Source organism: Streptomonospora salina, assembly GCF_014204715.1.
In the GTDB taxonomy this organism is placed as follows: domain Bacteria; phylum Actinomycetota; class Actinomycetes; order Streptosporangiales; family Streptosporangiaceae; genus Streptomonospora; species Streptomonospora salina.
In genome coordinates, this window is record NZ_JACHLY010000001.1 from 4,537,079 (window position 1) to 4,560,734 (window position 23,656).

The following is a 23,656-nucleotide window of genomic DNA, read 5'->3' on the forward strand; positions in this document are numbered from 1 at the left end:
GGCCCGTGCCGGTTCTGCCGCGGCCGCGCGGGACGCGGGTCTGCCGCCCTCACCTGGGTTCCTTGCGTATCGGGTGCCGACCTCCCTAGGCTCGGGCGTCACCCAACGGAAAGGATTCTTTACCGAATACAGGCGGCGCGTGCCGGACCGGGCGCCGCCGGGGAACCGCGGGCGGCTGCGCATGCTCTCCCCGCATGCGCAGAGTGAACAGGCGCAAGCGCTCGGTTCCGCCGCCCGGACAGCTCAAGGAAGGGAACCTGTGATGTTCGATCGACGTTCGTTCCTGCGCACGACCGGAGGAGCCGCCCTGGCCGCCCCACTGCTCGGCGCGGCCGCCTGCAGCCCCTCCGCCGTCGGCTCCCGGCTCGCCGCCGACGGGAAGGCCGCTTCGGCCGGGGCGCTTCCGGTGTCGTTCAGAAACGACAGCGGCTACCCCGACAGCGCCGTGCGGCTCTACATCGTCGGCACCGACACCTCCACCGGCGAGCAGGGGCGGGTCCGCCCCGACGGAACCTTCGCGCCGGTGCGGCTGTCCGACAACACCGACGACGGCTACACCGACTACGCCATCCCGCTGACCGAAGCGGGCGGGCTGACGCTGCCCTTCATGTCCGGGCGCATCTACCTCGCGCTGGAAGGCGAGCTCGCCTTCAAAGTCGTCGAGGACGGCAACGGCGACGCCGCTCTGCAGTACCCGGCCGGGTGGGTGGAGTCCGACGACAGCTTCGACGTCCTGCACGACACCGTGGAGTTCACCCACGACGCGACCGGCATGTACTGCAACACCTCGATGGTGGACTCGTTCTGCGTCCCCCTGGCCATCGCGCTCAGCGGCGAGCGCGAGCAGTCGACCGGCCGGCTCAAGCCCGGCGGGCGCGACACGGTCTTCGACGCGATGCTCGCCGACCCCGACTACTCCCCGCTCGTGGTCGGCGACCGCCGCCGGGTGATCGCGCCCGGCCACGGCATCGACTCCGGGCGCTTCTCCGCCGACTACTACGCGTCCTACATCGACCGCGTGTGGTCCCGCTACAGCGGCACCGACCTGCGCGTCACCACCAACGCGGGCACCTTCACCGGCCGGGTCGACGGGGCGGGGCGGCTGGCCTTCGACGGCGGGGTGGCCCCGATCGAGAAGCCCTCCACCCGCGACGTGTTCTTCTGCGACGGAGCGCTGACGGCCCCCAACGACGGCATCACCGGGCCGGTCGCAGCGATCCTCGGCGCGGCGTTCAACCGCTCGACCCTGCTGGACACCGCCGAGCACCCGGTGGCCGAGGCGTCGGCTTTCTACAACGCCGACGTCACCAACAAGTACGCCGGGGTGTTCCACGAGGCCACCGAGGACGGCCGCGCCTACGGGTTCGCGTTCGACGACGTCTCGGGCTTCGCCTCCTACATCCAGGACCACGCCCCGGACTCCTTCGAGGTCAGCCTGACCCCGTTCTGACCCCCCGCCCGGCGCTTCTGCGGCAGGACCCGCCCCGGCGGCCGAGAGAGCGCTCTCTGGGTCGCCGGGGGCCGCGCGGCGGGATTGGCGACCGTGGCCGGCGGGTAACCCGTGGTCACCTGTCTCGCACGAAGGTGGCCGCCATGCTGATCGCTGAGATTCTGCGCAACAAGGGGTCGGGCGTCGTGGCCGTGGCCCCCGGGGATTCGGTGGCCGGGCTGCTGACCCTGCTGGCCCGCCACAACATCGGTGCCGTGGTGGTGATGGACGGCGGCAGGGTCGCCGGCGTCGCCTCCGAGCGCGACATCGTCCGCGCGCTGGACCGGCGCGGGCCCGCGCTGCTGGAGGAGCCGGTCTCCGGGATCATGACCGCCGGCGTCGTCACCTGCACGACCGAGGACACCGACGACACACTCACCGTTCTGATGACCGAGAACCGCATCCGGCACGTGCCCGTACTGGCCGGCGATTCGCCCGTGGGGATCGTCAGTATCGGCGATGTGGTCAAGGCCCGCATCAGCCGGCTGGAGCACGAACGCCGCCAACTGGAGGCCTACATCACCCAAGGCTGACACGCCCCTCCGGGGCGGGACGGGATCGGGCCCCGGAGCCCGCCCCGGAGGGACGCTCGCCGCCGCACGCGGTGGCCGCACCGGCGCGCGAGCGGACGGCGTATCAGGGGCGGCGGCGCCGATCGGCGACCAGGTGGGCGGCGGCGCCGGTCGCGGCGGTCACCGTCAGGACCGCGGGCCATGCGCCCAGCTTCTTCGCCATCGGGTGCGACAGGCCGAAGGCCCCGGTGTAGACCGTCGACAGCGCGGCCGCCGCGGGCAGTCCGGCGCTGCGCCGCCAGCTGGCGAAGGCCGCCGCGCCGCAGGCGGCCAGGACCGCGCCGCCCAGTTGGCGGTTGCCCGTCGTGCGCGCGACGCTATACCCGCCGATCAGGCCGGCGGTGGTCAGCAGGCTGCTGGGTACCGAAGCCATTCTCTCTCCCTCGTCTGGCGGACTCCGCGGGCCGGCCGCTCGACCGGACCGTACGTTCCGGTGCCGACGCTACTCCTGTGCCGCCCGGCTCCGGCGCCGGGCGGCGGGCGGTGTCGCGTCCGCGGGCCGGGCGCAAACCGGACACCCCAGGAGGGTTCGGCTTCGGGCAATCGTCGATCTTGTAGCTACGGAGACTGAAACCGGTTTCCCGTATCGGTAGCTACAAGATCGGCGGGGCGGGGTACGGGAGACGGGGCGGACCGGGCATCCGGAGCACGCCGGCCGATGCCCGTCCCGCTAGTAGGCGGCGGTGAACCGAGCGCGGCGGTGCTCCGGGTGCTCGGCCTCGTCCAGCAGCACCACCGCCAGGTCGGCAGCGGAGATCCGCGAGTTCCCGGCGGCGTCGACGACGAGCTCGTCGCGGCCCAGTCGGTATCGGCCGGTCCGCTCGCCCGTGTCCAGCAGGGACGGGGGGCTCAGGTAGGTCCAGTCGGCGCGGGTGTCCCGGCGGCAGACGGCGAGCTGGTCGGCGCAGGCACGCGCGATCGGGCGCAGTTCCGCAGGGAAACCGGGCGCGTCGGCGACGGTCCTGCCGCCGGAACCGGGGACGGTGAGGGTGGCCGCGCCGCCCACCAGCAGCAGCCGGGTGCCCGCGCGGGCGGTCGCGGTCAGTAGGGATCGGGCGGTGGTGACGAGCTCGGGTTCGCGGTCGGTTGCGGGCCGGGTGGCACTGATCACCAGGTCGCTGCGGCGGCACAGCGCTTCTGTCGCGGCGGTGTCGGCGGCGTCGGCGCGGGTGGCGCGAATGGGCAGTCCGGCGGCGCGCGCGGGGTCGCGGACGGCCGCAGTGACCTCGTGGCCGCGGTCCAGCGCTTCGGTGACGGTGTGCGCGCCGACGCTTCCGGCCGCTCCGAAGACGGTGATGCGCATGATGTCGGGCCTTTCGATCGGATGTGGAACAGGTGAGGCGCGTGCAGCGGATTCCGGGGGCGGGGGGCTATGCGGCGGTGGGGTCGGGGGAGCGGCGACCGGCCCGGGCGGCGGAGCGTTCGAGTGCCCACAGGAGGAAGGCCGCGGTGGCCAGCATGCAGCCGAGGACGCTGACGCCGGTCCACCCGGCCGCGGCCCATACGACCGAGGCCAGTGCCGATCCCGTCGCCCCGCCGACGAAGAACGCGGTCATGAAGGCGGAGTTCACGCGGTTGCGGATCTCGGGCCGGAGCGCGTAGACGACGTTCTGGCTGCTGTTGAGTACGGATTGCTGGGCGATGTTGAGGGCGAGCGTGCCGCCGAGCAGCCAGGCCGGGGACTCCCCGCCCGCTCCGATCGCGATCCAGGACAGCGCCAGCACGGCGGTGCCGGCTCCGGACACCGTCTGGACCAGACCGCGGTCGGCGAGTCGGCCCGCGAACGGGGTCGCCAGGGCGCCGGCGACGCCGACCAGCCCGAAGAGCCCGATGGCCGATTCCGACCACCCGTAACCCGGGCCGGCGAGCAGGAAGACGACTGCGGTCCACAGGGCGTTGAACGACGCGAGCGACAGGGCGCCGATTCCGGCGCGCCAGCGCAGGAGCGGCTCGCGGCCGAACAGCGCCAGGGTCGACGCCAGCAGCGCGGGGTAGCCGGGGCCGGCTCGGGTGTGCAGTCGGGGTAGTCGCCGCCAGAGGAGGAGAGCCACGGCCAACACCAGCGCCGCATCGATCCAGTAGACGGTGCGCCAGCCGCCCAGTTCGGCCAGCGCGCCCGAGATCGCGCGCGCCAGCAGTCCGCCCAGCAGCAGCCCGGTCATGACAGTTCCCACGACCCGGCCCCGGTGTTCGGGACGGGCCAGTGCGACCGCGAAGGGAACGAGGACTTGGGCTGCGACGGAGGCCAGGGCTGTCAGCAGCGTTCCCGCGAGCAGGACCGCTCCGTTCGGTGCGGCTCCGGTGGCCAGCATGCAAGCGGCCGTGGCGGTGAGGAGTCCGATCGCCAGCCTGCGGCGTTCGAACAGATCGCCCAGCGGGAGGATCAGGATCAGGCCGAGCGCGTAGCCGACTTGGGCGGCGGTGACCACGAGCCCGGCGGTGACGGTGCTCAGCTGCAGTTCGCCGGCGATGAGGTCGAGCAACGGCTGGGCGACGTAGTTTCCCGCCACCGCGAGTCCGGTGGCAGCCGATATGAGCAGCAGCAGTCCGGTGCTGACGGTGGGTCCGGTGTGCGGGGAGGGCGGATCGGCCGCCGGTGTGCGCCGTGGGCGCAAGAGCGCATGTGCCATGCCTTCACCGTCGCTGCTCGCTATTCATGAGTCCAACACATGTTTGTCATCCGATCGATCGTGCTTCACGATTGATCTATGGAGCTGCAGCAGATGCGTTATGTCGTGGCCGTCGCCGAAACCGGGAACTTCACTCGTGCCGCCGAGCGCTGCCTGGTCGTGCAGTCGGCCCTGAGCCATCAGATCGCCCGGCTGGAACGGGAGCTGGGTGCCCGGCTGTTCGACCGGACGAGCCGCCGCGTGCGCCTCAGCGCCGCAGGCGAGGTGTTCCTGCCCGCCGCACGCCAGGCCCTGGACGCGGCCGAGCGGGCGCGCGCCGAGGTCGCCTCTGCCGCGGGCGAGGTCCGCGGCCGCCTGGCAGTCGGCGCTATCCCCACGGTGGCGGCGGTGGATCTGCCCGGTCTCCTCCGCGACTACCGGGAACGCCACCCGCGGGTGCGGGTGAGTCTGCGGGTGGCCGGAAGCGCCGGGCTGATCGAGCAGGTCAGGCAGGGCGCGCTGGACTCGGCGTTCGTCGGGCTGAGCAGTGGCAGCCGACCGGAAGGGGTGCGCAGCCGCGAGCTCGCCCGCGGTCACCACGTGGCGGTGGCCGCCCCCGGGCACTGGCTGGACGGGCGTACCGAAGTGGAGTTGCGCGATCTGGCCGATGAGACGTTCGTGGACTTCACTGCGGGCGGTGCGGGCCGCGCCCAGTCCGACGAGGCGTTCGCCGCGGCGGGTGTCGCTCGGGAGGTGGCCTTCGAGGCGACGGCCGTCGACCTCATCGCACGCCTGGTGCGCCAGGGGCTCGGGATCAGCCTGCTGCCCGCCGCGTTCGTGCCCGAGGTACCGGGCGTGTGCACGGTGCCCATCCGCGACGCCCCTACACGGGTGGAGTACCTGGTGTGGAGCCGTGTCCGGCCGGCGCCGCCCGCCGCCGCCCTGCTGGAGGCGCTCGGGGCGGCGTCGGAGAGCGGCGGGGAGTAGGGGAGCGGGGCACGAGGGGTCGGCGGAGAGCTTCCGGCGCGTCCACAGCGGCAGTATCCGGACACCCGAATCCGGGCACGGATAGCGGAGGTTTATCGCCTTGCCACCGCCGAAACCCCTGCGATGTGGGACGATGCCCGAACTCTCAGCCGGAGCCGCGGAACCCCAGAGGTGATTCCCACGTCGAATCCGCAGTTCCGCAACTACAAGGAGTCGATACCTATGTCCTTCGCGCAGACTGTGCGCGGAGCCGCCTCATCGGTCGCTGAAGGCGGCGATCCCCGCGAGGCGGTATCCGACGCGCTCGGCGAGGCGTCCGAGGGGTTCGGCCTCGATCCGGGCGATTTCCTGGCCGCCCGCGAGCAGGGCGCCTCGGTCGGAACCCGCATCGAGCAGCAGAGCACGTCCATCAACAACGCCGGCGAGGCGCTGAACCAGAGCACCTTCGAGCGCGGTTCCAGCGGCCCGGTGCACGTCATCTGCCCGATGGCGATTCCGCGCGGGCGCACCTTCACCACCATGCTGCCGGTGATCCTGCTGCTGGTGGTCGGAGTCATCGGCCAGGTCGCCACCGCCCCGCTCTCGATCGCCACCGGCGTGCTGCTCAACCCGTTCTTCGGGGTGCACTACTGGGTGGTGCTGGCGCTGTTCGCCGCGTTCATGTGGTGGCGCCAGGGCATGGTGATGGTTCCCGACGGCTGCGCCGCGCTGATCACCCGCTTCGGCAAGCTGGAGCAGGTCGTGGGGCCGGGCCGCGTCACGCTGCTCAACCCGTGGAAGCGGGTCTCCTACATCGTCAACACCACCCGCGAGTACCCGTTCAACGCGCCGATCCGCGAGGCGCCCACCAAGAGCGGAGTGCAGGCCTCCATCGATCTGTTCGTGCAGTTCAAGATCGAAGACCCCGAGCAGTTCATCTTCGTGCTGGGCGCGGTCCAGGGGTTCCAGGAGAAACTGAACAACGCCGTCAGCGAAGTCACCCGCAGCCTGATCTACGACCAGCAGGCCTCGGACATCTACGACATGGTGGGCGAGAACACCGCGCGGCTGCTGGAGCAGCTCAACCAGCAGTTCCTGCCCGCGGTGCGGCTGACCAACGCCAACATCACCCACGCGGAGCCCTCCAGCAAGGAGTACCGCATGGATCTGGCCGCACCCGAGATGGTGCGGGTGGCCAAGGAGGCCTACACCTACGAGTACGAACTCCAGCTGCGCAAGGAGCAGAACGAGGGCGACCTCAACAAGGAGCTCGCGTCGCTGAACGAGACCCTCTCGGCGATCCAGGCCGACATCGCCCAGTACCAGGCGCAGATGGACACGGCCTTGGAGCGTGAGACCAACCGGGCGCGCGCCCAGGCCCGGCAGCGCTTCGTCGAAGCCGAGAGCACCGCCAACGCCAACGCCGCGCTGCTGGAGGCCCAGGCCCTGGACATCCGCGCCGTCAGCGCCGCCGAGGCGCCCGAGATCCTCAACTACCGCTACCAGCAGCACCTGCTGGACAAGCTGGAGAGCGTCGCCGACAGCCTGCCGCAGGTGCTGCACGTGGGCGCCGGCGACGAGAGCGGCGTCGACTTCCTGCGAGTGGCCCAGGGCATCCTGGGCGAGGCCGAGGCCTCGCTGTTCTCCGAGGAGGACATGTCCGCCATCCGCGCCCGCCTCACCGAGATCTCCGAGCGCATCTCCGAGCGCGAAGACGAGATCAGCCGCGTGCTGGCCGACGACGAGGGGGACACCGTCGAGCCCCCGCCGCCCGACGACGTCCCCAACGCCGACAAGATCGAGCAGATCCGCCAGTCGGTCAGCGACGACAGCATCGACGAGCGCATCAGCTCGGTCGCGGGCGATGAGGAGCAGGAGCAGGAGCAGCGGGACCCCGCACAGCAGCCCCCGCACACCGGTCCCGCGCCGGATGCGGGCGGCCGCACCGCGCCCGGCTCCCCGCCCGCGCCGCCGCGGTCCCAGCAGCCCGGCACCGATGAGGGAGGCACCCGATGAGCCAGCAGCAACCCGAGCCGGGTACCGGCGGCTCCAGCATCAAGGAGGCACTGGCCTCCTGGAACGACATCGCGCGCCTGCTGCGCGGCGGAGACCAGGGCGCACTCGTGCCCGTGGTGATTCCGCGCGACGGCCGCGGCCTGAAGTGGACCCTGCTCGTGTGGCTGGCCCTCTACCTGCTGCTGACCGCGCTGCTGATCGCGGTGGTCGGCGGGTTCCTGCTGTCGTGGGCGGCGATCCCGGCGTTCGCCCTGGCGCTGGGTTCGCTCATGCTGGGCCTGCTGTGGTGGTGGCGCTCGTCGATCGTGGAGATCGAGCAGGGCACCGTCGGGGTCCTGACCAAGTACGGCCAGGTCGTGGGCCAGCTCGACCCGGGCCGGCACTACCTGTGGCACCCCTGGTCGCGGGTGGACTTCGTCGTCGACATCTCCACCGAGATCCCCTACACCGCACCCGTGCTGGCCTGCCCCACGCACGAGAACGTGCCGCTGAAGTCGATCGAGTTCTTCCTGAAGTTCCGCATCACCGACGCGGTCGCCTTCGTGCGCGGCATCGGCGCCAGCAACTTCGACCTGGTGCTGTCCAACGCCGTGCAGGACGCCATCCGCCAGCGCAGCCGCCAGGTGCTCACCGAAAGCGCCTACGATCTGCGCGGCTCGGATGTCGCCGACATGCAGGAGCTGCTCAACCGCCAGCTCAGCCGCTACGGCGTGCGCATCATGGGCTGCAACATCCCCGACGTGCAGCTGCCGAGCCAGTACCAGCAGCACTTGGCCACGCGCGAGCGCGTCGCCAAGGAGATGGTGGCCTACGAGCAGGAGTGGGAACTGACCCGCAAGCGGCGCATCGACACGCTGCTCATGGACATCGAGCGGTCCAAGAAGACCCGCGACGCGAAGATCGTCGAGGTCAACGCGGCGCTGAACAAGGCCCGCAAGGACGTCGCGCAGATGCTGGAGGAGCAGGAGACCGAAGCCCAGCGGGTGCGCTTCGAGATCGAGACGCGCGGCAGGTCGGACCTGGTGGCGGCGGAGAACGAGGCCAAGGCCCAGCGCCGCCTGGCGACCTCCTACCGCGACAACCGCGCGGTGCTGCAGTACGAGCTGGCTCGGCGCCGCCTGGACGTGGGCGCCACGCTGGCCGCGCACGCGCCGCAGCCGGTGGTGGTGCGCACCGACGGCCAGAGCGGCGACTCCTCGGCGCTGTCGACGCTGATGATGGCCCGGATGCTGCCCGACCTGGGCGGCGGAAACCGGGGCGGCGCCCGGCGGCCGGTGGGCTCCGACGACTCCGACGAGGCCGCCGATGCGGCCTCCGGCGCCTTTCAGCAGGTGCAGGGGTCGATGGCCGCCGCAGCCGAGCGGGGCCAGCGCAACCAGAGCGAAGGCGGGGACCGCGACCGCTGAGAACGCGAGCGCGGCGCGGGGGAGGCGGTTCGCCGCCTCCCCCGCGGCCGCCCCGGGCCGGTTTCCCCGTGGCGCGGAACCGCCCCCGTAGACCGGGTCCCGCGCCGCGCCGACCCGGGCCCGCCTCAGGCGGCGTGGGCCAGATCGCCGTAGCCGCAGTCGATGTCGACGCCGTGGCGCGCCGCGATCTCCACGAGATCTTCGAGCTCGCCCGCCTGCAGCAGGCACAGGTCCTCGTCGCCCCGCTCGCGTGCCTTCTGCAGCGCGCTCACGGCGTCGTAGATGCGCAGATGCAGCGCTGTCATGAACTCGTTCATGGCGCTCTCCCGTCCCTGAGGAGAATCCCTGTCGCGTCCCTGTCTATCGGCCGCCGATAAAGGGAGGGTGAGACCGAGGCAGGCAAACCCCAAAACCCGGGGGTGAGGAGAGCCACGGCCCGCGCGGGGAACCCGGCGGGCGGGTGCGCGCCGGTGGAAACGCCCCGCGGACGGCGGTGCCGACCGCGGGACCGGCACCCGGCCTCAGTGCTCGGTCCAGGAGTACCAGGGGCCGCTGATGTGCTCGTAGACCGTGCCGCCGTGCCCCTTCACGAACACGTCGGTGGGCAGCGGCTCGCTGCTGTGCGCCACCCCGGAGGGGTTGAGCAGTCCCGCGCCGCGCACCGTGAAGCGTGTGACGCCGTCGCTCGTCACCGAGACCGACGACAGCGGATACAGCCCCGCCCAGGTGTCCGTGGGGGCGGTGGTGGCGGGCCGCGCGGTGTCGCCCACGGCCCGCAAAGCCGCGGTGGAGGTGTCCAGGCGCGCTTGGAGGGGGACGTCGGTGACCGACAGCACGATCGCGGCGGCGGCGATCAGCGGCGCCGTGGTCCAGCGCAGCCAGTAGCGCGCGATCATCGGCCGGGCGATGCTCACCGCGATGCCCAACCGCAGAGCGCCCATGGCGGCCAGCACCGCGCCGCCGCCCATGCCGATGACGAAGGCGGCCAGGTGCCCGCCGGGGACGCTGTCCTCGAAGAGCAGCACCAGCGCCACGAGCGTGCAGGCGGGGATGTAGAGCCGGCCCGGAGGGCGGGAAGCCCAGGACGCGAGCCGTTGGCGAGGAGTCGGCGGATGAGCGATCTCGATGAGCTTCGCGACCGAGCCCTCTTCGGCGGCGGACATGCGTGGATCTTCCCCTTCGGTCCGTGACACGGCTCGACCGGAGGGCCGGGTTCGAAGGCCTCCGGCGACACCGGGTCAGCTGCGGGAGGGCCGCGTGAAGCGGCCCCTGTATCCAGGATAGGGGAGCGGCGGAGCTTCCTCAGGCCGTCGCCCGATTCGCGGCCCCTGCATTCCGGTTCCGGTCCCGCCCCGCCGGTGGAACCGCCGCCTGCGGCGGCGCGCCAGCAGCGCGTCGACCGAGAGCCGTCCCGGAAGCAGCGCCCCCAGCAGGCACACGGCGGCCAGCGCGATCAGCCACGGAACCGGCGGTTCCGCCGCCGTCAGCACGGCCGGCGCCGTCAGCACGGCCGGCGCCGCCTCACGGCCGGCCGCCGCTGCGAGGACCGGTGCCGACGCGCTCAGCAGGACCGCCGCGGCCAGCGCCGCCCCCGCCGGCCGCGCCGCCAGCCCGGCGGCGAACGCGGCGGCGCACGCCAGCACCGTGCCGGCCGCGAGGTCGGTGCGGGGCCCGCCGCCCAGTGCCTCCCATGCCCGGGAGGCGGCGATCCAGGCCGCCGCCAGTCGTCCGGCCAGCGCGGCGGCGTCCAGTACCGCCGCCCGCAGCGCGCTGCGGCCGCGGCGCACCCACGATCCCGCGCCGCCCGGCGGATCCGGGCCCGGGGCCGTCGGCCCGTCCCGCTCCGCGTGCTCGGCGCCGATCCGCGGCGGCGCCGCACCCTGTGGTCCGCTCAGCCCCATGCGTCCTTCCTCGGCCGACTCGCAGTAACGCGGAAACTACCGACGGCGACAGGGTGGTGCGGTGTGTAACACGCGGCGGTCCCCCGAAAACCCCTGCGGCATCCGGCCGCAACGGTGTGGTGGCGGCGGGTGAACCTCTAGGCTTGGCCGCGTGGCTGAGACCTCTCCGACCCCCGCAGCCCCGGGCGCCGCGACCGCGGCCGCCGACGGAGGCGACCCCGGACCGACGTACGAGCTCGAACGCGAGCTGCAGGCCGGCGGCGCCGCCCGCGTAGCCGGAGTCGACGAGGTCGGCCGCGGCGCATGGGCCGGACCGGTCGTGGTCTGCGCCGCGGTGGCCGACGGCACCGAGCCGCCCGACGGCCTCACCGACTCCAAGAAGCTCACCCCGCAGCGGCGCACGGCCATGGCCGGATTGCTGCGGGAGTGGGTGCACGACCACGCGATCGGCAGCGCCGACCCCGCCGAGATCGACGAGCTGGGCATGACGCGGGCGCTGCGCTTGGCCGCCACCCGCGCGCTGGACGGGCTCTCCCGCCCGCCCGACACCGTCATCCTCGACGGCAAGCACGACTACCTGGGCGCCCCCTGGCCGGTCCGCACCCGAATCCAGGCCGACCTGTCCAGCGTGGCCGTGGCCGCGGCCTCGGTCCTGGCCAAAGTGCACCGCGACTCCGGTATGGCCGCGCTGCACCCCCGATTCCCCGACTACGGCTTCGCCACCGGTGTCGGTTACCCCTCGCCCGCGCACCGTGCGGCCCTGGCCGAGCACGGACCGACCCCCTACCACCGGATGACCTGGTCCTATCTGGACGCCCTGCCCAAGTGGCGGCATCTGCGCAAACCGCGCCCGGACCCCGACGGCCAGATACCGCTGCTGTAGCCGTCCGGGGCGCCACGCCGCATCCTGCCGGGCACGGCCGCCGGGGCGAGAACGCGGTCCGCGACAGCGCTTCACCAGGGACCCGCCAAGCAAGGAAGGGATACGGATGCCGCGCGACGAACGCTCCCGCACCTCGGAGCCGCCACACCGCGCCTCCGCCCTGACCCGCGTGCGCGCCGCCTACTACGGCTACCCGCTGCGTACCCGCCTGATCACCGGGCTGGCGGTCGTCACCGCCTTGGCCGCGGCGGCGGTGCTGACGAGCCTGCCGGTGCTGACCACCGTCGCCGCCGCCACGGCGGTCCTGCTGGTCTGGGCGGCACTGATGCGCTCCGGCGACGCTGTGGCCACCGCGCTGATCAGTATCGTCTGGGTCGTTCTGGCCTACGCCCTGTTCCTCATCCCTGTCAGCGTGGCCGACGCCGGGGTGCTGCTGCTCCTGCCGCTGCTGCCGCTGCTGGTTTCGCTGGCGGCCACCCGCATCACCGCCTTCCCGGTCTGGCACACCACCCTGGTGGCACTGCTCGTGGCGCTGATCACCGGGATGGGGACGGCGCTGGCGGGGATGCTCGCCGGGGCGGCCCCGGGTGCCCTCGGCGTGCTGTGCGCCTTCGGGGGAGCGGGGCTGGCGCTGCTGTGGCGGTGGATGGCCGCCTACCGGTTGCGCCGGACCATGGCCGACCTGGGCGCGCCCCCGCCCGACCGCGCGGGCGGCATGCGCGGCGCCGCGCCGCCGCCCGCGGCCGACACCCGCAAACGCCAGCGCGCCGCCGAGGGCGGGCGCAGCCGCGCGAGCCAGGACACCGGCGACGACGCGCCCCCCGTGCCGGTCGACGAGGCGCTGGCCGAGCTGGAGGGCATGATCGGGCTGGACCCGGTCAAGCAGCAGGTACGCGCCATCGCGGCCTCCATCGAGGCGGCCCGGTTGCGCGCCGACGCCGGCTATGCGGTCGAGCCGCCGCTGCGCCACCTCGTTTTCTCCGGGCCGCCCGGAACCGGCAAGACCAGTGTCGCCCGGACGCTGGCCACCGTCTTCCACTCCTTCGGGCTGCTTCCCACGCCCCGGGTGGTGGAGGCCCAGCGCGCCGACCTGGTCGGGGAGTACCTGGGGGCCACGGCCATCAAGACCGACGAGCTCGTCGACCGGGCGCTGGGCGGGGTGCTGTTCGTCGACGAGGCCTACGCGCTGGTCAACGACGGCGACGGCCAGCCCGACCGGTTCGGCAACGAAGCGGTGCAGACGCTGCTCAAGCGCGCCGAAGACGACCGCGACCGCGTGGTGATCATCCTGGCCGGCTACGAAGCCGAGATGGACCGCTTCCTGGCCTCCAACACCGGACTGGCCTCGCGGTTCGCCACCCGCATCACCTTCCCCAGCTACAGCGCCGACGAGTTGCAGCGCATCTGCGAGTTCCTGTTCGAGCAGCGCGGCGACCTGCTCGACGACGCGGCCCGCCCCGCCCTGCGGCGCAGCTTCGACCGGGTCGTGCAGCGCGGCGCCATCGACGACCTGGGCAACGGGCGGTTCGCGCGCTCGCTGGTGGAGAAGGCCGCCGAGGCGCGCGACGTGCGGGTGGTGACCACCGGGCAGCAGGACCACCCGCCCGAGGGCGAGGAACTCGTGACCGTGTGCGCCCCCGACATCGCCACCGCCTTCGACGGCCTCACCGAACGGCTCGCGGGCTTGGGCGACGCGCCCGACATCGACGAGGCGCTGGCCGAGCTGGACGCCATGATCGGGCTGGATCCCGTCAAGGACCAGGTGCGCTCGCTGGTGGCCCAGCTGCAGATGGCCAAACTGCGCGAGGAGCAAGGGCTCCGCAACCACCCGCCGATGCGCCACTTCGTCTTCTCCGGGCCGCCCGGGACCGGTAAGACCTCGGTCGCCCGCATCCTGGGCCGGATCTTCGCCGCGCTGGGGCTGCTCAACCGCGCCGACGTGGTCGAAGCCCAGCGCGCCGACCTGGTGGGCGAGCACCTGGGGGCCACCGCCATCAAGACCGGCAAGCTGGTCGACCGGGCGCTGGGCGGGGTGCTGTTCGTCGACGAGGCCTACGCGCTGCACAACCCCGGATACAGCGGGGGAGACGCCTTCGGCGCGGAGGCGGTGCAGACCCTGCTCAAGCGCGCCGAGGACGACCGCGACCGGCTGGTGATCGTCCTGGCCGGCTACCCCGCGGAAATGGACCGGTTCCTGACCAGCAACGCCGGGCTGTCGTCGCGCTTCAACGTCCGGGTCGCCTTCCCCAGCTACACCGCCGACGAGCTGACCGAGATCGCCGACTCGGTGGCCCGGGACACCGGCGACACCTTCGACGATTCCGCCCGCGAGGACCTGAGGCGCATCTTCGGTTACGTGTCGGAGTCGGAGTGGCTCGACGAACTCGGCAACGGCCGCTTCGCGCGGTCTCTGTTCGAGAAGGCGTGCTCCCACCGCGACGTGCGGGTGGCCCGCGAGCTGGGCGACAGTGCCACCGCCGCCGAACTCACCCGGATCACCAGAGCCGACGTGCGCCAGGCCTACGCCGAGGTCACCCAGGGCTGAACGCGGCCGCGCGGCCCGGTGGCCGGCCGCGGCAGCACGGCGCCGCGCGACCGGCCCCTGCTGCTAGTGTCCGCCCCATGAGTGGACCGAACGCCCCCGTCAGCCAGGCCGTGATCCTCGCGGGAGGACAGGCGACCCGGTTGCGCCCCTACACCGACACGCGCCCCAAGGCCATGGTCGAGGTGGCCGACCGGCCCATCATCGATTACCAGCTGGAATGGCTCGTCGACTACGGGGTCGAACACGTCGTGGTCTCGTGCGGGTACAAGGCCGAGGTGCTGCGTGAGCACTTGGAGGGCCGCTCCCACGGCGTGGAGACCACGCTGCTGGTGGAGGACGAGCCGCTGGGCCGCGGCGGCGCGCTGCGGTACGCGGCCTCGGGGCTGCGGGCGCCCGACGAGCCCTACTACGCGCTCAACGGCGACGTGCTGACCTGGTTCCCCCTGGACGAGTTCAGCGCCTTCCACCGCGGCAAGGGCGGCGCGGCCACCCTGGCGCTGGCGCAGTACCAGACCAGCTGGGGCATCGTCGACGTCACCGGCGACGGCGCGATCGAGGGCTTCACGCAGAGCCCGATGCTGCCGTTCTGGATCAACGCCGGCGTCTACCTCTTCGAACGGGCCGCCACCGAGCTGCTGCCGGTCACGGGCGACCACGAGTCCACCACCTTCCCCGATCTGGCCGCCGAGGGCCGGCTCTTCGGCTACCGGATCGACGGGTTCTGGCGCGGTGTGGACACCGTCAAGGACGTCAAGGAGGCCGGCGAGGAGATCCCGGCGCTGCGCGCGAGCCGGACGGTCGGCTGAGGCCGCCCGGAGAGCGGGGGCGCCGGCGCGTCCGGGTACCGCGGCGGCCACGGCAGGCAGAGAGCGGCGAGCGCGGCGTGTACGGCGACGACTCGGAGAAGCTCGTGCTGCGGCCGGACGTCCACAGGCGGGCGGGGCGCCTGGGCCGCGGGGCTGCGGTCGGGGCCGCCGCTGCGCGCCGCCGGGAGCGCCGGGATTCCGGCGGCTACGGGGGGTGCGGTTTCGGCCCGCTCCGCCCGGTATCGTCGCGCTCGTGACGAATCAAGCCGCACCCCCGCTGGCGACCGCCCCCAACTTCCGTGACATCGGCGGGTGCACCACCCGCTCCGGCGCCCGTGTCCGCACCGGGGTCGCCTTCCGCTCCGACGCTCTGGACCGGCTCGATCCGGCGGAGACGGCAACTCTGACCGAGCTGGGCGTCGGGCGGATCATCGACCTGCGCACCGCCTTCGAGCGCGGGAACAAGCCCGACGTGCTGCCCGAAGGCGCCGAGTACACCGTGCTGGACGTGCAGGGCGACCACTCCACCGGCGCCGACCTCGTGCAGGTGCTGACCGACCCGGGCCGCGCCGAGGCCGTCTTCGGCGACGGCGGTGCCACCCGCTTCATGCACGACGTGAACCGGATCCTGGTCTCCGCGGCCGACGCCCGCGCCGGCTACGCGGAGACGGTGCGCCGCATCGCCGCCGGGCCCGGCGCGACGGTGGTCCACTGCAGCGCCGGCAAGGATCGGACCGGGTGGGCGGCGGCACTGGTGCTGGGCATCCTGGACGTGCCGCGCGAGACGATCGTCGCCGACTACCTCGCCAGCAACGACCGGTTGGCGCGGCTGCACGCGGCCATGCGCGCCGCCTGCGAGAGTTCCGGGGTCGACCACGCCCTCGTCCGGCCCATGCTGGAGTGCCGCCGCGCCTACCTGGACGAGGCCTACGGCGAAGTGGAGCGGGTCTACGGCTCCTTCGAGGGCTATGTCCGCGACGGGCTGGGGCTGGACCGGGCGACGACCGACGCCCTGCGCGCGCGGATGCTGGAACCGTAGCGGCCACGGCGGGCGGAAGCGCGCCGGGCCCCGTTCCGGGGCGGGCGCCGTTCCGGTCGTGCAGGGCGGGAACGGTGCCCGCGGTGCCGGTGCGGGCCGGTCAGAGCGCGTCCAGGCGGGCGGCGACGTCCTCGCCCGGTTCGGCGTCTTCGACGACCTCCATCAGCATGCGCAGGACGACCGGGCGCTCGTAGCCGTGGTCGAGCAGGCGCTCGGCCGCGCTCCACAGCTGCGGCGGGTCGCCTTCCCACAGCCGCTCGGCCAGCCGCTCGTGGGCGTCGAGCGCCTCTTCGGTGGCGGCGGGGTCGGCGGCCGACCCCGCCGGAGCGCCGGTGGAGTGCTTGCCCTTGTGCTCGACGGGGGAGTCGTACTCGCCGAAGTGGTCCAGCCGCAGCAGTGCGCGCCGGCCGGCGCGCGTGGAGGGGGCGAACTCCTCTCCGGATTCGGCGAGGAGATCACTGGTCAGCAGCGGGAAGGCGAACATCCGGCGCGGCAGCGCCGACAGGTCGCCGTCGGGCAGCAAGCGCCGCAGGACTTCGGGCGGCAGGCCGAAGGAGGCCGACACGTCCGGGTAGGAGGTCGTGAAGGCGGAGGTGGCTTCCCACAGGGCGTCGAGCGTGGCGTTGACCGCGACCTCGGGCAGGCCGTGGCGCGGCCCCGCCCAGCGGATCCACGCGGCCAGCACGTGCGGCATGGCTTCGCCTTCTTCGGGCAGCAGGATGACCCGCCGCGGAAGCCAGCGCAGCAGGAACGCCTCGATCTTGCGAGGACTGACCCGCAGCGGGCGGTCGGCGTCGACGTCGCAGCCGAAGGCGATGATGTGGTCGACGCAGCGGCTCGCGGCGCCGGAGTCGGAGAGTTCGGCGGCGGCGTCGGAGGCGAGGAAGCGCGCGGCCAGCGTCGCGCGCCGGTCGCGGCTGTAGGTGGAGCGGACCTGGTTGCGGGGGCGGCGCGGCAGCGCACGGACGCGGGAGCGGATCAGGGCGTGGTGGGCGGCCGGCGATCCGTCGGTGACGCCGGGGCCGACCGCGTCGGCGGCGACGGCCCGGTCGGTCTGTTCGACCGCGTCCTCCAGCAGCAGGCGGGCGTGCTCGGGCCGGATCTGGGAGAACGTCGCCAGCGGGTCGCCGTCCTCGGCCTGGGAGCGGCAGCTCTCCAGGAGCCGGTCGACCTTGGCGGTGACCCAGGCGTCGCGCAGGACGCTGCCGCTGTTGTGGTCGACGACGGCGATCAGCGCGTGCTCGCCGGTGTGCTCGCCGGGCTCGGCGCCGTCGTAGCGGAAGGTGCAGATGATGTCGGCGGTGTCGCCGAAGCGGGTGCCGTAGACGTAGGTGGCGACGGGGCGGACGTGTCCGAGCAGGTCGGCCCAGGCCGGGCGGGCCACGCCGCGTTCGATGAGCGTCGCGGATCCCTTTTCGGCCAGTTCGCGCTGGTGCACGGTGGTGCCCAGAACGGAGATTCCGGTGAGCAGCGCCAAACCGGCGGCCGATCCCGAGGCCTGCGCATGGGCGACCAGGCCGTCGCCCAGCAGGCGCTCGACGTCCAGGCCCGGAACGCGGGTGCCCCACCACGAGCCCAGCATCTCGCTGACGCCGATCTCGGCGTCGAGGGGCTCGCGGGTGGCGAGCAGCGTGCGCGCGGCGCGCAGCATCTCGGCGAACACGGCCTCGGGCATGGAGCCCGGGTCCGGCTGGTCGGAAGGGGGAGGTACGGACACCCCACCGAGCCTAGGGCACCTGGGGCAGCGGCCCGGGCGGGAGCGCGCGGCGGGACGGCGGTGGCATGTGCGGCTCCTCCCGGGATGCCGGATTCGGTGGGGTTCGGCGGCGCGGCGGGAGCCGGCCCCGCCCCGCTGGTGCGAGCGGGACGGGGCCGATGCGGGTGGAGCCCGGGGCGGTCAGGACAGGCGGTCGTGGCCGTGGGTCCGCGGAGGCACGATGAGCCCGGAGGGCGGGGCGGACTTGACCATGGCCTGCAGGTGTTCGCGCGCTACGCGTTCCACGAGGCCGGGGGTGGCCGTATAACCGAGGTGCTCGGCGCATTTCCAGGTGTCGTTGACACAGCGTTCGACGCATCGGTGGGACAGACCGGCGAACTCGTCTTGGAGTCGACCGGCGATACATTGCAGATCGCCCACTGGATACGTTTGCAGCATCCTCGCTCACGCCCCCCTAGCTGGTTCGGCCCTTAGTCGGCGGCCACGAATCCATTTCACTTCGTTGTGCCGGGGTGTCAACCCCCGCAACGGGCGGCGTTAACGAGGTTTTGCGTGCCGCTGGGCCGACCCGGCCGCCGCGGCCGGGACGCGGTCCACGCGGGGCGCCCGGCCGCGCTACGTGGTGTTAGCGGTCCTGTTCCGGACAGAGTTCATCGACATGGTCGGCGTGGTATTCGATCCGCTGTCCTGCGCAAACCGAGTCGAGCATGAAATGGGGTGTCCGAAATACCGGGTGCGTGCCCCGTAGGGCCGCGACGACGTATCATTTACCCTCCGCTGCTGCGGCCGCCGGATTCGCGTCGTCCCGTCTCAGCGGGTGTATGCGATTGTGGCCTATGCTGATGCGGTGGCGTCGTCGGCCCGGCCGTGCGCGCAGGCCGTACGGCGGGAATCGCACGCCGTCGGCGCGTCATGGACGATAGGGAGTGATCGGCGGCGCGGCCACCGGTGAGTCGCAGGCAAGCGGCTTCCACCCCCCGGGTGCCCGGCCCGCGTCGGTTAAGCTTCTGGCTTCTCGCCCAGGCGAGTCCCCTCGAACGGGGGAAAGGACCCCGGAGGTGTCATTGTTGAGCACCGAGACGTCCGTTCCGCCCCCTCGCATGTCCGGACTGGACCCCGTCGACGCCGCCCTGCTGGAAACCCTGTTGAGGGAGGCCCCGATCGGGTTCGCCTTCTTCGACGAATCGGGCCGCTACCAGCGGGTGAACCGCGCTCTGGCCGCGATCTACGGCGTCGACGAGTCCCGCTGCCACGGCCGCACGCCCTCCGACGTCCTCGTCTCCGAGGACGCCGCCGCCCACGAGGCCGCGCTCGCGGCGGTGCTGGCGGGCGAGGACCGTGTCGGCAGCGAACGCCCCCTCTTCGGCGGAGAGCCCGGCGGCACGGACGATCGCGACGACACCGGCGAGCGCCGCCGCTGGTCGATGGAGTGGTACCCCGCCCGCAGCGACGCGGGCGTCCACGGCGCGGTGCTGATCGCCGTCGACCTGTCCGACCGCTACCGGGCCGAGGTGGCGCTGGGGCGCACCGAGGAGCGCTACCGCTCCCTGCTGACCGCCACGAACCAGGTCGTGTGGACGGCCGACGCCGACGGGGAGGTGCGCGAGGACTGCCCGGAGTGGCGCACCGTCACCGGCCAGACCGCCGAGCAGTACCTGAGCAGCGGCTGGCTCGACGCCGCCCACCCCGACGACCGCGAGCAGGTCGAGCGGGCCTGGAACGACGCCGTCGCCGACCGGGCCACCTTCGACGCGATCTTCCGGGTGCGCACGCAGTCGGGCGACTTCCGCTACTACCGCTCGCGGGCCGTGCCCATCATGCGCGGCGACTCGCTGATGGAGTGGGTGGGCGCGCACAGCGACATCACCACCCAGCACGAAGCCGACGACATGCGTCAGCGCCTCACACAGCAGCTGGGCGAGGCGGCTCTGCGCACCGTGCGGCTGCAGAAGGCCACCTCCGACCTCGCCGAGGCGCTGACCGTGGGCGAGGTCGTCCAGGCCATGGGGGAGATCGGCCAGTCGGCCGTGGACGCCGACTCCACCACTCTGGCCGAGCTCGACAGCGACGACATGCGGTTGCACCTGCTCGGCGACGACCCCGGCCACCGCGGCGCCTCCCGCGCAGGCACGGCGGGTCCGGCCACCATGGAGTACGCGGTCCGCGAGTGCCGCCCCTTCATCGCGGGCGACCCCGCCGAGATGCGTGCGCTGTTGGAAGCCGAGGACGAACCCGGGGTGCCGGAGTTTCTGCGCACCACCGAGGAGCGCGCGTGGGTGGCGCTGCCGCTGCTGAGCGCCGGCCGGCCCATCGGTGCGCTGCGCTTCACCTTCTCCGCCTCCCGTGACGTCTCCGACGAGGAGAAGGTGTTCCTGGAGGCGCTGGCCGGCCAGTGCGCGCTCGCCCTGGAACGCGCCAAGCTCTTCGAGCGCGAGCACCGCACGGCCGAGGCGCTGCAGACCAGCCTCCTGCCCGAGGACCTGCCCAAGGTCAAGGGGATCCGGATGCAGGCCTTCTACCGGTCGGGCACCCAGCACGTGCAGGTCGGCGGGGACTGGTACGACGCGTTCCCGCTCCCCGACGGCCGGGTGGCCGGCGTCCTGGGCGACGTCATGGGCAAGGGCATCAAGGCGGCCACCGGGATGAGCCGGGTGCGCAACGCGCTACGGGCGCTGGCGTTCAGCATGCCCGAACCCGCCGACGTGCTCACCGGCCTCGACCGGATGTTCGACGCTACCGAGGGCGTCGACCAGGTGACGACGCTCGTCTACTTCGTGCTCGACCCGGAGACCGGCCAGGTCGACTTGAGCAACGCCGGGCACCTGCCGCCGCTGGTGGTCACCGAGAACGCCGGGCCCTGGCTGCTGGAGACCGACCCCGACACCCCGCTGGGCATCAGCTCCGAGCGCGGCCACCACAAGTTTTTCGTCCAACCCGGTAACACTGTGGTGCTCTATTCCGATGGACTTGTTGAGAACCGAAAGCGTGCAGTCGCCTCCGGTCTCGACGAGCTGGTCACCGTAGCGTCCCAAGCGCGGCCGGAGGTGGTGGGCGATCCACAGCACATGCTCCAGTACCTTGTTGAGGGCATGCTCGCGGGGTATGAGCAGGACGATGACGTCACGCTGCTCGCCGTGCACCTACCGGTGATGGACAGCGCACCGGAGTAGGAACCGTACGAAGAAGTCCGACACTTTGCCTAAGGTGGAGGAGCCATCAGACCCGCTACGGCGGGGGGTGGGTTCGAGGACCCGACGGTGGGGTTGGGCCCGTGCACAGGACGGGAAAATCCTACTGGGCGGATGTGCCCAAACGCTAGAGAGGGCGCATACGCTGAAAGAAGTCGGTATCCCCGTCGGCCAGACGGGGGTGATCCCGGGCAAGAGCGAGGAGAGGGCCGGGCTCTCCCCTCGCGGCTCATAGGGCCGCCGGGTCCAGCAATCTCGCCACACGTCCGTTCGAGAGGTGTTTGTGTCACCTGCCAGTTCGACCCGCTCAAAGCAGCCGGACTCGCTGCACGAGCCAGTCATCCAGCAGTTGATCGAGCGTGGGCGGTCCCAGGGGTACCTTGAGCCCGAGGACGTGCGCCGTGCCTTCGAAGAGGCCGACATTCCGATGTCGCAGGCCCAGGCAGTGCTTCGCAGCCTGACCAAAGAGGGTGTGACCCTGGTCGTGGGCGCTGAGGAGTCCGCTCCGTCGCGCCGCAAATCCGGTGCGAAGCGCAAGCGCGATACCGCCGCCAAGAAGCCCGAGGAGCCCGCTCCCAAGGCCAAGCGCGCGGCAGCCGCCCAGGAGCAGACCGACACTGTCACCGCGGTCGTCGACTCCGCTTCGCCGGCTGCTACGGCCACTGCGCCGAAGAAGCGCGCCGCTGCGGCCCCTGCTCCGGTCACCGAGGCCGAGCAGCCGGAGCCGCAGCCGGAGCAGGACGAGGAGGCCGCGGCGAGCGAGGAGCCGGCTGCCAAGCCCGCCCGCAAGAGTTCCGCCAAGTCGACGGCCAAGTCCGCTGCGGGCACCAAGAAGACCGCCAAGTCCAAGGCCAAGGCCGAGACCGCCGAGACCGCCGAGGCCGGAACCGGGGCCGCCGAGGGCGCGGACTCCTCCGCCGCGGATGAGGCTCCGGCGGACGACTCCGCCCAGGCCGACCGGAAGGACGGCCAGGACGAGGACTCCGCGCTGGAGGTCGCCGAGGACCAGAACCAGGACTTGGAGCTGGAGGCGACCGACGACGACCTTGAGGAGACCGGCGCCGAGCTGGAGCTCGTCGAGGATCCCGACGACGGTCTCGCGCCCGCCGAAGGGCCGGTCGCCGGCTCGGGGGTCAAGCCCGAGTCCGTCGGCATCCCGGAGAAGGCCGCCGCCAACACCTCCGAGGACGAGGCCTTCGTCCTCTACCAGGATGACGACGACGCTCCCGCTGCCCAGGTCGTGGCCGCCGGCGCCACCGCCGACCCGGTCAAGGACTACCTCAAGCAGATAGGGAATGTGGCGCTGCTCAACGCGGAGCAGGAGGTCGAGCTCGCCAAGCGGATCGAGGCCGGCCTGTTCGCCGAGGAGAAGCTCGCCGAAGAGAGCGGGACGGTCTCCACGGACTTCCGCGACGAACTGGAGTGGATCGCCGACGACGGCGGCCGGGCCAAGAAGCACCTGCTTGAGGCCAACCTCCGCCTGGTCGTTTCGCTGGCCAAGCGCTACACCGGCCGCGGAATGCTGTTCCTGGACCTGATCCAGGAGGGCAATCTCGGCCTGATCCGCGCGGTCGAGAAGTTCGACTACACCAAGGGCTTCAAGTTCTCGACCTACGCCACCTGGTGGATCCGGCAGGCGATCACCCGGGCCATGGCCGACCAGGCCCGCACCATCCGCATCCCGGTGCACATGGTCGAGGTCATCAACAAGCTGGCGCGGGTGCAGCGGCAGATGCTGCAGGACCTGGGCCGCGAGCCCACGCCCGAGGAGCTCGCCAAGGAACTCGACATGACGCCCGAGAAGGTCGTCGAGGTTCAGAAGTACGGTCGTGAGCCGATCTCGCTGCACACCCCGCTGGGCGAGGACGGCGACTCCGAGTTCGGCGACCTCATCGAGGACTCCGAGGCGATCCAGCCGGGCGAAGCGGTCAGCTTCACCCTGCTGCAGGAGCAGCTGCACTCGGTGCTCGACACGCTCTCCGAGCGCGAGGCCGGCGTGGTCTCGATGCGCTTCGGCCTCACCGACGGCCAGCCCAAGACCCTCGACGAGATCGGGAAGGTCTACGGTGTGACGCGCGAGCGCATACGGCAGATAGAGAGCAAGACCATGTCGAAGCTGCGCCACCCGTCGCGGTCCCAGGTGCTGCGCGACTACCTGGACTGAGGTGTACGCCGGCACGCCCCGGCTCCTGTTGCCGGCGACTTCCCGGCGCGGAGGAACACGCGGCTGCCGGAACGCACACCGGATCCCCGAGACCGGTGCGCGGCGGTCGGCGGTGCGCGGCGCATAGCGGTCCCGGTCGTCAGGCCGGGCGGGCCCTGTCGCGTGTGCCGGGGAGCGGCGTAGTGGAGTGCGGTCCATGGTCCGTGCTTCGCAAGGTGCGTGCTGTCCGCCGATGCGGGCCTCCCAGCGGCCGTTCGGCGTCGAGGGGTCGTGCTGGCGTGTCGGGAGGAACGTGTTTCGGCGAGGGACGTACCGACCGGGTGGTCGGCCGGGCCGGTCCCCCCTGACCAGGGGA

The 23,656-nt window shown here is 72.3% G+C and carries 19 protein-coding genes; 11 read left to right on the forward strand and 8 right to left on the reverse strand.

From position 1 onward, the window contains the following. Positions 1-262: 262 nt before the first annotated feature. Both HNR25_RS20540 and HNR25_RS20545 read left to right on the forward strand, forming a co-directional pair. Positions 263-1,450 (forward strand): beta-1,3-glucanase family protein, encoded by a 1,188-nt coding sequence (locus tag HNR25_RS20540; protein WP_184637799.1) that lies wholly within the window; start codon positions 263-265, stop codon positions 1,448-1,450. A gap of 143 nt (positions 1,451-1,593) precedes the next feature. After that, positions 1,594-2,022, forward strand: coding sequence for a CBS domain-containing protein (locus tag HNR25_RS20545; protein WP_184637801.1), 429 nt, complete (start codon positions 1,594-1,596; stop codon positions 2,020-2,022). Between the two features lie 103 nt (positions 2,023-2,125). On the opposite strand, the gene HNR25_RS20550 is transcribed toward HNR25_RS20545, so the two are convergent. The 3 genes from HNR25_RS20550 to HNR25_RS20560 all read right to left on the reverse strand — a co-directional run bounded on the left by HNR25_RS20550 (position 2,126) and on the right by HNR25_RS20560 (position 4,691). Next, complete coding sequence (locus tag HNR25_RS20550; RefSeq protein ID WP_184637803.1) at positions 2,126-2,434, reverse strand: hypothetical protein; 309 nt, start codon at positions 2,432-2,434, stop codon at positions 2,126-2,128. Positions 2,435-2,731: 297 nt separating this feature from the next. Continuing rightward, positions 2,732-3,364, reverse strand: a complete 633-nt coding sequence (locus HNR25_RS20555) for an NAD(P)-dependent oxidoreductase (protein WP_184637805.1) — start codon at positions 3,362-3,364, stop codon at positions 2,732-2,734. Positions 3,365-3,431: 67 nt separating this feature from the next. Further along, positions 3,432-4,691: an MFS transporter gene (locus HNR25_RS20560; protein WP_184637808.1), complete on the reverse strand. Its 1,260-nt coding sequence runs from the start codon at positions 4,689-4,691 to the stop codon at positions 3,432-3,434. 78 nt (positions 4,692-4,769) lie between these two features. Here HNR25_RS20560 and HNR25_RS20565 point away from each other — a divergent pair, with 78 nt between their 5' ends. The 3 genes from HNR25_RS20565 to HNR25_RS20575 all read left to right on the forward strand — a co-directional run bounded on the left by HNR25_RS20565 (position 4,770) and on the right by HNR25_RS20575 (position 9,058). Next, on the forward strand, positions 4,770-5,657 hold the full coding sequence (locus HNR25_RS20565; RefSeq protein ID WP_184637809.1) for a LysR family transcriptional regulator: 888 nt from the start codon (positions 4,770-4,772) through the stop codon (positions 5,655-5,657). Positions 5,658-5,879: 222 nt separating this feature from the next. Continuing rightward, a complete protein-coding gene (locus HNR25_RS20570) occupies positions 5,880-7,652 on the forward strand; it encodes an SPFH domain-containing protein (protein WP_184637812.1) in 1,773 nt (590 codons plus the stop codon). Then, positions 7,649-9,058 (forward strand): SPFH domain-containing protein, encoded by a 1,410-nt coding sequence (locus tag HNR25_RS20575; protein WP_184637814.1) that lies wholly within the window; start codon positions 7,649-7,651, stop codon positions 9,056-9,058. The genes HNR25_RS20570 and HNR25_RS20575 overlap by 4 nt, the downstream gene beginning before the upstream one ends. 125 nt (positions 9,059-9,183) lie before the next feature. Here HNR25_RS20575 and HNR25_RS20580 read toward each other — a convergent pair whose 3' ends face one another. From HNR25_RS20580 to HNR25_RS20590, 3 genes are all read right to left on the reverse strand, one after another. Next, on the reverse strand, positions 9,184-9,375 hold the full coding sequence (locus HNR25_RS20580) for a hypothetical protein (RefSeq protein WP_184637816.1): 192 nt from the start codon (positions 9,373-9,375) through the stop codon (positions 9,184-9,186). A gap of 204 nt (positions 9,376-9,579) precedes the next feature. Further along, a complete protein-coding gene (locus tag HNR25_RS20585; protein WP_184637818.1) occupies positions 9,580-10,221 on the reverse strand; it encodes a hypothetical protein in 642 nt (213 codons plus the stop codon). Between the two features lie 75 nt (positions 10,222-10,296). Further along, a complete protein-coding gene (locus HNR25_RS20590) occupies positions 10,297-10,959 on the reverse strand; it encodes a histidine kinase (RefSeq protein WP_246463787.1) in 663 nt (220 codons plus the stop codon). Positions 10,960-11,206: 247 nt separating this feature from the next. Between HNR25_RS20590 and rnhB the strand changes: the two genes are divergently transcribed. From rnhB to HNR25_RS20610, 4 genes are all read left to right on the forward strand, one after another. After that, entirely contained in the window at positions 11,207-11,842 is a 636-nt protein-coding gene (gene rnhB, locus HNR25_RS20595) for a ribonuclease HII (protein ID WP_221459050.1), read from the forward strand. 106 nt (positions 11,843-11,948) lie between these two features. Beyond that, positions 11,949-14,387, forward strand: a complete 2,439-nt coding sequence (locus HNR25_RS20600; RefSeq protein WP_184637822.1) for an AAA family ATPase — start codon at positions 11,949-11,951, stop codon at positions 14,385-14,387. 77 nt (positions 14,388-14,464) lie between these two features. Then, the gene (locus tag HNR25_RS20605; protein WP_184637824.1) at positions 14,465-15,193 is read left to right on the forward strand and encodes a nucleotidyltransferase family protein; all 729 of its coding nucleotides are present in this window, start codon (positions 14,465-14,467) and stop codon (positions 15,191-15,193) included. Between the two features lie 253 nt (positions 15,194-15,446). Next, on the forward strand, positions 15,447-16,232 hold the full coding sequence (locus HNR25_RS20610; protein WP_184637826.1) for a tyrosine-protein phosphatase: 786 nt from the start codon (positions 15,447-15,449) through the stop codon (positions 16,230-16,232). 100 nt (positions 16,233-16,332) lie between these two features. Here HNR25_RS20610 and HNR25_RS20615 read toward each other — a convergent pair whose 3' ends face one another. Further along, the gene (locus tag HNR25_RS20615) at positions 16,333-17,883 is read right to left on the reverse strand and encodes a hypothetical protein (protein WP_184639615.1); all 1,551 of its coding nucleotides are present in this window, start codon (positions 17,881-17,883) and stop codon (positions 16,333-16,335) included. A 246-nt stretch (positions 17,884-18,129) separates the two neighbouring features. Then, positions 18,130-18,387: a hypothetical protein gene (locus HNR25_RS20620; RefSeq protein WP_184637828.1), complete on the reverse strand. Its 258-nt coding sequence runs from the start codon at positions 18,385-18,387 to the stop codon at positions 18,130-18,132. A gap of 662 nt (positions 18,388-19,049) precedes the next feature. Here HNR25_RS20620 and HNR25_RS20625 point away from each other — a divergent pair. Continuing rightward, positions 19,050-21,119: a SpoIIE family protein phosphatase gene (locus HNR25_RS20625; RefSeq protein ID WP_184639617.1), complete on the forward strand. Its 2,070-nt coding sequence runs from the start codon at positions 19,050-19,052 to the stop codon at positions 21,117-21,119. Positions 21,120-21,531: 412 nt separating this feature from the next. Beyond that, entirely contained in the window at positions 21,532-23,301 is a 1,770-nt protein-coding gene (locus HNR25_RS20630) for an RNA polymerase sigma factor (protein WP_312862740.1), read from the forward strand. Positions 23,302-23,656: the final 355 nt, after the last annotated feature.

What these genes read in the sequence shown, in the direction of transcription:
- HNR25_RS20540 (WP_184637799.1), top strand. Translation starts at nt 263, where the DNA reads ATGTTCGATCGACGTTCGTTCCTGCGCACGACCGGAGGAGCCGCCCTG.
- HNR25_RS20545 (WP_184637801.1), top strand. Translation starts at nt 1,594, where the DNA reads ATGCTGATCGCTGAGATTCTGCGCAACAAGGGGTCGGGCGTCGTGGCC.
- HNR25_RS20550 (WP_184637803.1), bottom strand. Translation starts at nt 2,434, where the DNA reads ATGGCTTCGGTACCCAGCAGCCTGCTGACCACCGCCGGCCTGATCGGC.
- HNR25_RS20555 (WP_184637805.1), bottom strand. Translation starts at nt 3,364, where the DNA reads ATGCGCATCACCGTCTTCGGAGCGGCCGGAAGCGTCGGCGCGCACACC.
- HNR25_RS20560 (WP_184637808.1), bottom strand. Translation starts at nt 4,691, where the DNA reads ATGGCACATGCGCTCTTGCGCCCACGGCGCACACCGGCGGCCGATCCG.
- HNR25_RS20565 (WP_184637809.1), top strand. Translation starts at nt 4,770, where the DNA reads ATGGAGCTGCAGCAGATGCGTTATGTCGTGGCCGTCGCCGAAACCGGG.
- HNR25_RS20570 (WP_184637812.1), top strand. Translation starts at nt 5,880, where the DNA reads ATGTCCTTCGCGCAGACTGTGCGCGGAGCCGCCTCATCGGTCGCTGAA.
- HNR25_RS20575 (WP_184637814.1), top strand. Translation starts at nt 7,649, where the DNA reads ATGAGCCAGCAGCAACCCGAGCCGGGTACCGGCGGCTCCAGCATCAAG.
- HNR25_RS20580 (WP_184637816.1), bottom strand. Translation starts at nt 9,375, where the DNA reads ATGAACGAGTTCATGACAGCGCTGCATCTGCGCATCTACGACGCCGTG.
- HNR25_RS20585 (WP_184637818.1), bottom strand. Translation starts at nt 10,221, where the DNA reads ATGTCCGCCGCCGAAGAGGGCTCGGTCGCGAAGCTCATCGAGATCGCT.
- HNR25_RS20590 (WP_246463787.1), bottom strand. Translation starts at nt 10,959, where the DNA reads ATGGGGCTGAGCGGACCACAGGGTGCGGCGCCGCCGCGGATCGGCGCC.
- HNR25_RS20600 (WP_184637822.1), top strand. Translation starts at nt 11,949, where the DNA reads ATGCCGCGCGACGAACGCTCCCGCACCTCGGAGCCGCCACACCGCGCC.
- HNR25_RS20605 (WP_184637824.1), top strand. Translation starts at nt 14,465, where the DNA reads ATGAGTGGACCGAACGCCCCCGTCAGCCAGGCCGTGATCCTCGCGGGA.
- HNR25_RS20615 (WP_184639615.1), bottom strand. Translation starts at nt 17,883, where the DNA reads ATGCTGCGCGCCGCGCGCACGCTGCTCGCCACCCGCGAGCCCCTCGAC.
- HNR25_RS20620 (WP_184637828.1), bottom strand. Translation starts at nt 18,387, where the DNA reads ATGCTGCAAACGTATCCAGTGGGCGATCTGCAATGTATCGCCGGTCGA.
- HNR25_RS20625 (WP_184639617.1), top strand. Translation starts at nt 19,050, where the DNA reads ATGTCCGGACTGGACCCCGTCGACGCCGCCCTGCTGGAAACCCTGTTG.